This is a genomic window from Streptomyces sp. NPDC005483, from assembly GCF_040606035.1.
Classification (GTDB): Bacteria; Actinomycetota; Actinomycetes; order Streptomycetales; family Streptomycetaceae; genus Streptomyces.
Genome location: NZ_JBEXEA010000007.1, coordinates 21,850 through 31,696 on the forward strand (window position 1 = coordinate 21,850; position 9,847 = coordinate 31,696).

10 protein-coding genes and 1 pseudogene are annotated in these 9,847 nt (G+C 71.2%); 6 read left to right on the forward strand and 5 right to left on the reverse strand.

The annotated features are described in order from the left end of the window. Positions 1-35: 35 nt before the first annotated feature. Positions 36-1,202, reverse strand: a complete 1,167-nt coding sequence (locus tag ABZT06_RS15135; RefSeq protein WP_355740228.1) for an MFS transporter — start codon at positions 1,200-1,202, stop codon at positions 36-38. Between the two features lie 131 nt (positions 1,203-1,333). Here ABZT06_RS15135 and ABZT06_RS15140 point away from each other — a divergent pair, with 131 nt between their 5' ends. The 4 genes and pseudogenes from ABZT06_RS15140 to ABZT06_RS15155 all read left to right on the forward strand — a co-directional run. After that, positions 1,334-1,987 carry a PAS domain-containing protein gene (locus tag ABZT06_RS15140; protein WP_355740842.1) on the forward strand — a complete coding sequence of 218 codons (654 nt, stop codon included), beginning with the start codon at positions 1,334-1,336 and terminating at the stop codon, positions 1,985-1,987. Further along, positions 1,984-2,973 carry a threo-3-hydroxy-L-aspartate ammonia-lyase gene (locus tag ABZT06_RS15145; RefSeq protein WP_355740230.1) on the forward strand — a complete coding sequence of 330 codons (990 nt, stop codon included), beginning with the start codon at positions 1,984-1,986 and terminating at the stop codon, positions 2,971-2,973. Before ABZT06_RS15140 ends, ABZT06_RS15145 begins: the two co-directional genes overlap by 4 nt. Positions 2,974-3,120: 147 nt before the next feature. Beyond that, positions 3,121-3,480, forward strand: coding sequence for a cupin domain-containing protein (locus ABZT06_RS15150; protein ID WP_355740232.1), 360 nt, complete (start codon positions 3,121-3,123; stop codon positions 3,478-3,480). A 65-nt stretch (positions 3,481-3,545) separates the two neighbouring features. Beyond that, positions 3,546-3,674, forward strand: a pseudogene (locus tag ABZT06_RS15155) (short-chain dehydrogenase); the annotation flags it as partial. A 258-nt stretch (positions 3,675-3,932) separates the two neighbouring features. Here ABZT06_RS15155 and ABZT06_RS15160 read toward each other — a convergent pair. The 4 genes from ABZT06_RS15160 to ABZT06_RS15175 form a co-directional block, all read right to left on the reverse strand. After that, positions 3,933-5,279 carry a VWA domain-containing protein gene (locus tag ABZT06_RS15160; protein WP_355740234.1) on the reverse strand — a complete coding sequence of 449 codons (1,347 nt, stop codon included), beginning with the start codon at positions 5,277-5,279 and terminating at the stop codon, positions 3,933-3,935. Then, positions 5,276-6,133: a MoxR family ATPase gene (locus tag ABZT06_RS15165; RefSeq protein ID WP_355740844.1), complete on the reverse strand. Its 858-nt coding sequence runs from the start codon at positions 6,131-6,133 to the stop codon at positions 5,276-5,278. Before ABZT06_RS15165 ends, ABZT06_RS15160 begins: the two co-directional genes overlap by 4 nt. A 132-nt stretch (positions 6,134-6,265) precedes the next feature. Further along, the gene (locus ABZT06_RS15170; RefSeq protein WP_355740236.1) at positions 6,266-7,576 is read right to left on the reverse strand and encodes an FtsX-like permease family protein; all 1,311 of its coding nucleotides are present in this window, start codon (positions 7,574-7,576) and stop codon (positions 6,266-6,268) included. A 3-nt stretch (positions 7,577-7,579) separates the two neighbouring features. Beyond that, a complete protein-coding gene (locus ABZT06_RS15175) occupies positions 7,580-8,383 on the reverse strand; it encodes an ABC transporter ATP-binding protein (RefSeq protein WP_355740238.1) in 804 nt (267 codons plus the stop codon). A gap of 141 nt (positions 8,384-8,524) precedes the next feature. Between ABZT06_RS15175 and ABZT06_RS15180 the strand changes: the two genes are divergently transcribed. After that, positions 8,525-9,169: a hypothetical protein gene (locus ABZT06_RS15180; RefSeq protein WP_355740240.1), complete on the forward strand. Its 645-nt coding sequence runs from the start codon at positions 8,525-8,527 to the stop codon at positions 9,167-9,169. A 61-nt stretch (positions 9,170-9,230) separates the two neighbouring features. Continuing rightward, positions 9,231-9,824 carry a hypothetical protein gene (locus ABZT06_RS15185; RefSeq protein WP_355740242.1) on the forward strand — a complete coding sequence of 198 codons (594 nt, stop codon included), beginning with the start codon at positions 9,231-9,233 and terminating at the stop codon, positions 9,822-9,824. Positions 9,825-9,847: the final 23 nt, after the last annotated feature.

A 9,847-nucleotide genomic window follows, 5' to 3' on the forward strand; every position in this document is an offset into this window, starting at 1 on the left:
GCATCCCTTCGAGTCAGCGGGAGTTCGGTGGGCGTTCAGTGGGTTCGGGTGCTGCGGACGAGCCAGAGCGTGGCGGCGAGGCACAGTGCCGAGACAGCGCTCAGCAGAAGGGGTACGGCCCGGATTCCGGACCACTCGATGGCCTTGCCCAGCGCCGGTCCCGCCGCCACACCGCCGATCATCGAGGCTGCGATGACCAGCGCGCCGGCCCGTCGGGCGCCGGGGGCGGCCCGGTGCAGCCAGGGCAGTCCTGTGGGGAAGATCGGCGCGATGAACAGACCGACACCGGCGTACGCGTAGGGCGCCAGGTCCCGTACGGACGCCAGCACAAGACAGATGGTCATACCCGCGCAGGACACGGTGATGATGGTCTGCGCCGAGAACCGCAGCGCGATCGGCGCGACCAGGAAGCGGCCCACCGTCATCATCAGCCAGTAGACGGAGGTGGCGGTCGCGGCCACCCCGGCGCCGTATCCCACGGTCTCCAGATGGGTCGGCTCCCAGCCTCCGACGCCCGCCTCGACGCCCACGTGCAGGACGTAGAGCGCGACGAACACGGAGAGCACCGAGGCCAGGCTGCGGCCGAGAGCGCCAGGCGAGTCGGGAGCCGCGCCGGACGGTTGCGGCGCCCAGTCCCGTACGCCCTTCAGGCACAGCAGCAACGGCAGGTCGGCGAGCGCGAATCCTAGGAAGACCGCCGGATAGTGCCCGGCACCGACCACGCCGATCACTGCCGGACCGAGGATCGCGCCGACGCCGAAGTGCGCGTTGAGGATGTTCAGCATCGCGGTGGAACGGTGGCCGAAGCCGACCGCGAACAGCTGGTTCAGTCCGTAGTCGATGCCGCCGAAGCCGAGACCGGCGATCAGCGCGGCGGTCAGGGCGGTGGGCCAGTTCGGCGCGAGCGCGAAACCCGCCGCGCCGAGCGCCATCAGCAGGTAGGAGGTGCCCAGGATGCGCCGGTTGCCGATCCGGCCGAAGAGCCGGTCGAACAGCAGGACCCCGGCCACCCCGCCCACGAAGTGGGCGCTCAGCCCGAGCCCGGCCCCGGACGGAGACAGGCCGAACTCCTCGCGGAACGCGGGGATCGCCGGGCCGTACAGCGCCTGGAGCGCGCCGATGAGGACGAAGCCCACGCAGGAGGCGACCACTGCGGCCGGGCTGAAGACCGGAGTGCGCGCGGGCGCCAGCGTCGAGGACATGAATGGTCATGTTACCGGTAACATTCAGGTCGTCAAGATCCGCGGTCAAACAGGGAAAGGATATGGGGATTGGACTGGTGATCCAGAGGCTGGATTGCTAGTCTAAAGGGACTGGTGGAGGGGAGGCCGTGATGGAGGCGGAGCGGGACGCGATCATCGCCGCGCTCACATCGGTCGTCGACGGGGTCGCGGCGACCTTCGGGCCGGTGTGCGAGGTCGTGCTGCACGACTACCGGAGACCGGAGAAGTCGGTGGTGGCCATCGCCGGCTCGGTGACCGGGCGTACCGCGGGCGGGGCGATGAGCCAGATCGGCATGCGGATGGTCGCCCGTGGCGACGAGGCGGCCGACGAGCTGAACTACGTCACCCGGACCGGCACCGGCAAGCTGGTCAAGTCGTCGACGATGCTGCTGCGGGACTCCTCGGGCGCGGTCTTCGGCGCCTTGTGCGTCAATGTCGACGTCACCGCGGCGAGCGAGGTCCACGCCCTGCTGGGAGCCCTGGCCGGGATCGACGCAGCCCCCGAGGAACCGCCGGTCACCACCTTCGGTGACGACATCGACTCCGTCGTCGACGTCATGCTCGACGCGCACCGGCACCAGTCATGGGCGCTGCTCGACCGGGCCGGGCGCCTGGACCTGTTCCGCAGCCTGGACGAACGGGGTGTGTTCGCGGTCCGGCGGGCGATCGAGCAGGTGGCCGGACGGCTGGGTATCTCCCGTGCCTCCGCCTACAGCTATCTGTCCCAGTCCCGAAAAAAGGCGAACACTGGAGGGCACCCGTGACGACCACCACCCCGCCGGTCACCCTGGACGACGTCCGGGACGCGGCCGCCCGGCTCAAGGGCGTCGCCCACCGGACACCGGTGCTGCGCTCACGGACCCTCGACGCGCTGGCAGGCGCCGAGGTCTTCCTCAAGTGCGAGAACTTCCAGCGGGTCGGCGCCTTCAAGTTCCGCGGCGCCTACAACGCCGCCTCCCGGCTGACGCCGGAGCAGCTGGCCCGGGGCATCGCCGCCTACTCCTCCGGGAACCACGCCCAGGCCGTCGCCCTGGCCGCACGCGAGCTCGGCACCACCGCGGTGATCGTCATGCCCGAGGACGCCCCACGCTCCAAGCGCGCGGCCACCGAGGGCTACGGCGCCGAGATCGTCACGTACGACCGCTACACCGGCGACCGCGAGGCCATCGCCGGGGCCCTGGCCGCCGAGCGCGGGCTGGCGCTCATCCCGCCGTATGAACACCCCCACGTGATGGCGGGACAGGGCACCGTGGCCCTCGAACTCCTGGAGGAGACGGGGGAGTTGGGAGCGCTGCTCGCGCCGGTCGGAGGTGGCGGACTGATGGCGGGGAGTGCGACCGCCGCCAAGGGCCTGCACCCGGGCATCCGCATGATCGGCGTGGAACCGGAGGCCGGCGACGACACCAAGCGGTCCCTGGAGGCGGGGCGGCGCGTCAGCATCCCGGTGCCGAAGACCATCGCCGACGGGCAGGCTCTGCATACGCCCGGCGAGCTGACCTTCTCGGTGAACCGGCGGCTGGTCGACGAGATCGTGCTGATCTCCGACGACGAGATCCGTGCGGCCATGCGGTTCGCCTTCGAGCGACTGAAGATCGTCGTCGAGCCGAGCGGCGCGACTCCGCTGGCCGCCCTGCTGAGCGGTCGGGTGAGCGGCCTCCCGGACCGGGTCGGGCTGATCGTCTCCGGTGGCAATGTCGACGCGGACCGTTTCGCGCGGCTCTGCGCGGGCGGGGAGGGGGACGAGGACTGACCGAGCGCTTCCCTCGAATGGCAGGCCCGGCTGGACAGGCGGACGATGGAGTGATGGGGCGCGGCCCCCGCCGGTGCCGCCCGGGACGGGTGGGAGACGGAGACCGGCCCCGGCCGTACCGCAACACGGCCGGAAGGGAGAGCCGTCATGTTTGAGGTGAAGACGCTCGACAAGCCGGACGAGCGCCGTGATTTCCCGCGTGGCCACCTCGAAGCGGTCCACATGAGCGGGCTGGACTTCGCCGTGGGGACCTTCGAACCGGGCTGGCGCTGGTCGGAGTCCGTGGCACCCATCGCGGGCACCAAGAGCTGCGAGATCCACCACAACGGCTATGTGGTCCAGGGCCGTATGCACATCCGCATGGACGAGGGCGGCGAGGGCGAAGTGGGCCCCGGGGACATCTTCGTGGCGGCACCCGGGCACGACGCCTGGGTCGTCGGCGACGAGCAGTGCGTGGTCTACGACTTCGCGGGCGGCATGGCGACGGACTACGCGAAGGGCAAGTGAGGCACGCCGGTCCCGGACCGTCGTCCTCACACCGCGACGTCACTGTCGAGGTCACTCCCGAGAGCGTGGCCGCGCAGGCCCTCGACGGCATCGAGTCCGGCGCCTTCGAGGTGCTCGCCGACGACCTGACCCGGCAGGTGAAGGCCGGACTCTCCGCGGATCTCTCGGCGCTGTACCCGCAGTTGGCGGCCTGAGCCACCTGGACACGCGTGGCGTGGTCCGCGGGCGGCTGCCAACGGGCGCATATCGGCACACGGTCCCCAGTAAGGCCGGCCCCGGCACCCACCCGCGGACCGGGATCGCCCGGCCGGGTGCCGCAGAGCAGGTCCCAGGGCCTGCTCCGCACCCGGCGCACAGGGGTCGCTCTCGCACCGGTCGCAGGCCAGGGCACGACACGCAGCGATTCCAGCGCCGGCATCGTCGCCCCGCGTCCTGACGTCGCACGCGGCTCGTCAGATCGGCAGCAGCCGCCCCACCAACGCGCTGAGCTGCCGGACATTGCGGCACTCGTGCATCTCCACCAGCTCGGCGTACTCGTACGCGGCCGAGTCGCCCGTGCCCCACTGCGCACGCGCTTCCGGGTTCAACCAGTAGACGCGGCGCGACCGCTCGGTGATCTCCCGTACGGCGGGGAGGTTCGGGTCGCTCATGTTGGTGCGGGCGTCGCCGAGGACGAACACCGTCGTGCGCGGGCTCAGCGCATCCCCGTACAGCGACGCGAACTCGCCCAGCGCCACGCCGTAGTCGCTGCTGCCGTGCCACCCCGTGAGCGTGGCCTCGGCCCGGATGCGGGCGCTGAGCCCCTCCGCGTCGGCCGCCCCGTGCTCGAGGAGCCGGGTGACCTCGTCGAGGCGGTTGACGAAGGCGAACACCCGCACCTTGCTGAACTGGTCGTGCAGCGCCTGCACCAGCAGCATCGTGAAGTCAGAGAACCCCGACACCGAGCCCGACACATCGCACAGCAGCACCAGTTCGGGCCGGGCCGGCCGGCGCCTGCGCAGCACCAGCTTCATCGGCACCCCGCCCGTCGACAACGAACCGCGCAGAGTCCGCCGTAGATCGATACTGCCCCGCGTGGCGCGACGGCGGCGGGCCGCGAGCCGGGTGGCGAGCTTGCGGGCCAACGGCTGGACCGTGCGCCGCAGTTCGGCCAGCCGGTCCTTCCCGGCGAACAGGAAGTCGACCCTGTCGGTCGTCGGAGCCACCGCCCGACGCGCGATCTCGTCCCTGTCCCGCCGCTCGGCCACCCGCCGCCGGGCCTCCGCCGCCACCAGCGCGCGGAACGCCTCGATACGCCGCCGGATCTCGTCCTCGAGGAGCCGGTCCGTGAACCCGGACACGCCCTGCCGCCCCCGCACTTCGTCACGGACACGCGCGAGCAGGGTCTGCGGGCGCAGCCGGTCGAGCGTCTGGTACGACGACCAGCCGTCCGAGGAGGGGGAGTTGCCGTATCCGCCGAACCCGTCGACGGCCTCTGCGGCGAGGCGGGCCATCAGGGCCTCGTCGTTCGCGGCGAGTGCCTGTGCGAGACGTTCGCGCAGCGCATCGCGGTCCGCGGGGCCGGTGTCGGGCGCGCCGACGCCTCGCGGGAAGTACAGGTCGAAGACCGGGTCGAACACCGGCCGTTGGGCCGTGCTGTGCAGCAGGGTCGCCGCCAGGCCCTCCCGCAGTCGCTCGCGGTCGGCGAACCCGAGCGCCTCGACGGCCTGGGCCGCGTCCACCGTCTCGCCCGTCCCGATGCGCACACCGTGCGCGCGCAGGGCGCCGACCAGGGAGGTGAGCCGCTCGGCGGTGCTCACACCGCGTCCAGGTCGAGCTTGGCCCCGGCCTTGAGGATGTCGTCCTGGTGCTTGAGGAGCACGCCCAGACTGTCCCGTACGACCGTCTCGTCGAGGTGGTCCGCGCCCAGCGCGAGAAGCGTGCGGGCCCAGTCGATGGTCTCCGCGACCGAGGGAACCTTGCGCAGGTCCATGGCCCTGAGCGCCCCCACGACCCGCACCACGGACTTCGCCAGCGTCTCGTCGAGACCCGGCACCTTCAGCCGTACGATCCGCCGCTCCAGTTCCTCCTGCGGGAACCCGATGTGCAGGAACAGGCAACGGCGGCGCAGGGCCTCCGACAGCTCGCGGCTGGCGTTGGAGGTGAGGACGACGAAGGGGCGGCGGGCCGCGGTGATCGTGCCCAGCTCGGGGACCGTGACCTGGAAGTCGCTGAGTACCTCCAGGAGCAGGCCCTCGACCTCGACGTCCGCCTTGTCGGTCTCGTCGATCAGCAGCACCTTGGGCTCGTCGCCGCGGATCGCCGTCAGCAGGGGCCGGGAGAGCAGGAACTCCTCGCTGAAGATGTCCGTGCGCGCCTCGTCCCAGGTCTCGTCCCGGCCGGCGCTGATGCGCAGCAGCTGCTTGGCGTGGTTCCACTCGTACAGGGCCCGGGACTCGTCCACGCCCTCGTAGCACTGGAGCCGGACCAGCCGCGCCCCGGCGACCTCGGCCACCGCCTTGGCCAGCTCCGTCTTGCCGACCCCGGCCGGGCCCTCGACGAGGAGCGGCTTGCCGAGCCGGTCGGCGAGGAAGACGGTCGTGGCGACCGCGGGGGAGGCGAGGTAGCCGGTCTCGGCGAGGCGTGCGGAGACGTCGTCGACGGATGTGAACAGCAACGGGGCCTCCAGGGCGGCGCGGACTCGTTCCATCAACTATCTAAGCGCTTGTTCACCCGTTCTGTCACGTGATGCGAGAAGGGTCAGTGGGGGCGGCACCGAGGTGACGCCCCCGCCGACCGGTGGTCCTCACGCTGCCGGCCCCACCGCCTCCACCGCCGGGGTACGCAGCACCCTGTGGGCCGTGGCCAGGCTCGTCCCGGTCGTCGCGGCCGCCGCGATCGCCACCACCGCCAGCCAGATGCCGAGCCCCTGGTGGGGCAGCACCGCGTCGGTGCGGACGACCGTGAACGGAATGATCCCCGCCAGCGCCGCCCCCGTGCCGAAGAACAGCCCGATCGCCGTGAGGATCAGCCCCTCCGTGGCCACCATCCCCAGCACCTGCCCCGGGCCCGCCCCGGCCAGCCGCTGCTGCCCGAACTCCCGGCCGCGGTAAGTCGTCGCCGCGTACAGCGAGTTGACCAGCATCAGGCACACGAACACCACGATGATGCCGACGACCGTGAGGTTAAGCGTCTGAAGGTTCTTCGCCTCGACCGTCCTGACCGCGCCCGAGGCCTTCATGGCATCGCTCTCCCCACCCTGCATGTACAGCGTGGCCACGGACACCGCCGTGAAGAGGATCAGCGACATCAAAATCCCGGAGAGGTCGTCCACCCGCCGACGCAGGTTCCGCACGGCCAGCCAGCCGCTCGCACCGGTCAGCGGCAACCGCTCCAGCACACCCCTCAGCAGCCGTGGCGCGAGCAGCGCGCATCCCACGGACAGCAGGATCGCCCCGTACGCCGGCGTCGCCATGAGCGCCTCGTCCGTCGCCGAGAAGGCGAAGGTGGAGGTCACCGACACGGCCCCGGTGCCGAGTGCCGCGTACGCGAAGAACGTCCGCGCCCGGCCCCGCTGCCGACGCCCGCGCGTGGCCCGTCGTACGGCGAGGAAGGCGGCGCCCGCCGCCGCGACCAGCGTGATGCCGACGCCCGACACCAGCGCGACGGGACCGAAGGAGGGGGCGACGTTCCGAGTGACCTGCCCGCTGTCCTTGAAGACGTCCAGCAGTGCCTGCCCGCCGAGCATCGCCGGACCGATCGCCGACACGGCACCGATCAAGGCGACCGCCACGGACTCGCCCACGACCATCCGCCTGATCTGCCCCGGCGTCGCCCCCGAGCAGCGCAGCAGCTCCAACTCACCCGCGCGCTGACGGACGTTGACCGTCAGTGTCGAGGCCACGGCGAAGAACACCAGGAGCGTGCCGTAGCCGCCGACGACACTCGCAGAGGTGGTGAGGGTGTCCGAGCTCACCGGGTCGACACCCGGCTGACCCGCCGTGTCGTACAGCGAGTTGAACGTCATGATGATGCCCGCGCCCAGGAAGGCGGCCAGCAGGGTCGCAAGGAACCGTCCGGGTCGTTGCCGTACCGACCGCATCGCCAGCATGAACATCGCTCACACCCCCGTCGTCACGTCGTGGACTGCCGTCTCGTCGTGGCCCAGGTGCACGAGGCGCTCGGCCACCGCGTCCGGTGTCGGGGTGTCCATGCGGCCCGCGAGGCGTCCGTCCGCGAGGAACAGCACGGAGTCGGCGTAGGAGGCGGCCACCGGGTCGTGGGTCACCATCACCACGGTCCGGCCCTGCACCCGCACCGCCTCCTGGAGCAGCCGCAGCACGTCCCGAGCGCTACGGGTGTCCAGAGCGCCCGTCGGCTCGTCCGCGAAGATCACCCGGGGGTCCGTGACCAGCGCGCGGGCGATCGCCACCCGCTGCCGCTGACCGCCGGAGAGCTGGTCGGGCCGGTGTCCGAGCCGGTCGCCGAGACCGACGGCCGTCAGAACCTCCGTGACCCGCCCGCGGTCGATCTTCCGGCCGGCGAGCTTCAGCGGCAGGACCGTGTTCTGCGCGACCGTCAGCGTCTCCAGCAGGTTGTACTGCTGGAACACGAACCCGACCCGTCCGCGCCGGAACCGCGTCAGATCCGCCTCGCCACCGCCCGTCAGCTCCGTGCCGTCCACCCGCACGATCCCGCTGTCCGGCCGGTCGAGACCGGCCGCGCACTGCAGCAGCGTGGATTTGCCGGACCCCGACGGCCCCATCACCGCGGTGAAGGTGCCCCGGCCGAGACTCAGCGTGACCCCGTCCAGGGCGGTCACGGCACTGTCGTCCGAGCCGTAGGTCCTGGTGACCTTCACCAACCGCAAGGCCTCGGCGGCGGGTCCCGCGTCGTGCGTGCGTCGTGAACCTGTGCGAAACATCCTCGTCCCCCTTCGTCCGGCACGCCGTGTGCCTCGCTGAAGAAACTACGGAGCCGCGGGCCGGGGGACATTGGCCGTAGAACCCGTCTTCGGGGGTGTGCTCAGTGACACTCACCGGCGGGTACGGCAGGGTTGATCGCCATGACCGACGGAATAGCTTGGCTCGCTGAACCGCAGTCCATCGCCTGGGGCGGCTACAGCGTGGTGATCGCCCCCGACCTCGAATCGGAATCGCTGGCGAGGCGGATCGCCGAGACCGCTCACCGGCCCTACCGGCCCCGCTCCATCGGAGAACTCACCGGCCGCCAGGTGCAGGACCTGCTGGAGGGCCTGTACGGAGAGGTCCTGGACGGCATCGCCCTGCGCCACGGTGAGCTCGACGAGTGGTCGTACGTCATCAAGTACGGCGGCTGGCAGGGCGAGTTCGGAACCGGCAGCCGACCGGTCGACCGGGGCGGGCTGCACGTCTACCACCTGGAATACGAGGAGGAGAACGGCAAGCCGGTGCCCCCGAACTTCGCCTACCGCCACGACGAGAACCTGATGTGCGCGTTCAACCTGCACCTGGACGGCAGCTGGGGGTACGGCAGCCCGGAGGGCGACCCCGAGGTGGTGGCAGCGGTCCAGGAGCGGCTCACGGCCGCCGGACTGCCCGACGACGACCTGGACCACCCTGTCGTGCACCGGGCCTGCCTGGAGGTCCTCCAGCAACACTTCGGCCTCACTCTGCCCCGCGAGCGGATCCTGGAGGACACCCTGCCCACGCTGCTGCTGACCGGTCCCTGATCGTAGGGGCCGTTGAAAGGACGCGGGAGCGTTGTCAGTGGGCCGCTGTACTTTTCGGCGCATGGGGATCTATCTGGTGAGCGTGGGCGCGCAGGAATGGTTCGACGCGGACGAGGAGGAGGGCCGGGGGGCCGTCGCCGCGGGGCTGAACGAGGAACTGCGCCGTCGTGGGCTGCCGCCGTACGAGTCCGTGCCCGAGGACACGGAGTTCGTCCGCGGGTCGGGGATGCGGTTCGAGGAGAAGCTGGTGCCGTCCATGGACGGCTTCGTGCGGCTGACGCGTGAATGGCTGGCGCCCTCCGAGCCGGAGGCCCTTCTCGACTGGTCGGTGCTGGTGCCGGTGCCGCTCGACGTGGAGATCGAGCTGCCCGTCGAGTCCTCCTACTCGGACACCACGGTGATCGCCGGAGCCCCACAGATCCTCGAGCTCGCGCAACGGCTGGCCGAGGCCGTGCGACTCCCCCTCGACGCGATACCCGAGGCCTGCGACAACCTCGACCTCACCATGTGGTTCCTGGACGGCGAGGCAGAGCGGGTCGCGGCCACCCGGACCGGGCCCTGGACCGAGGACCTGGACGCCGCGTTCTACGTGGCGTTGTACCTGCGCGCTGCCCAGCACTCCCTGCGGCGCGGCTGCCCGATCGTCTACAGCTGACGGTACGGCCTTGACGTCGGTGA

What these genes read in the sequence shown, in the direction of transcription:
- ABZT06_RS15150 (WP_355740232.1), top strand. Translation starts at nt 3,121, where the DNA reads ATGTTTGAGGTGAAGACGCTCGACAAGCCGGACGAGCGCCGTGATTTC.
- ABZT06_RS15175 (WP_355740238.1), bottom strand. Translation starts at nt 8,383, where the DNA reads ATGTTTCGCACAGGTTCACGACGCACGCACGACGCGGGACCCGCCGCC.
- ABZT06_RS15140 (WP_355740842.1), top strand. Translation starts at nt 1,334, where the DNA reads ATGGAGGCGGAGCGGGACGCGATCATCGCCGCGCTCACATCGGTCGTC.
- ABZT06_RS15170 (WP_355740236.1), bottom strand. Translation starts at nt 7,576, where the DNA reads ATGTTCATGCTGGCGATGCGGTCGGTACGGCAACGACCCGGACGGTTC.
- ABZT06_RS15185 (WP_355740242.1), top strand. Translation starts at nt 9,231, where the DNA reads ATGGGGATCTATCTGGTGAGCGTGGGCGCGCAGGAATGGTTCGACGCG.
- ABZT06_RS15180 (WP_355740240.1), top strand. Translation starts at nt 8,525, where the DNA reads ATGACCGACGGAATAGCTTGGCTCGCTGAACCGCAGTCCATCGCCTGG.
- ABZT06_RS15135 (WP_355740228.1), bottom strand. Translation starts at nt 1,202, where the DNA reads ATGTCCTCGACGCTGGCGCCCGCGCGCACTCCGGTCTTCAGCCCGGCC.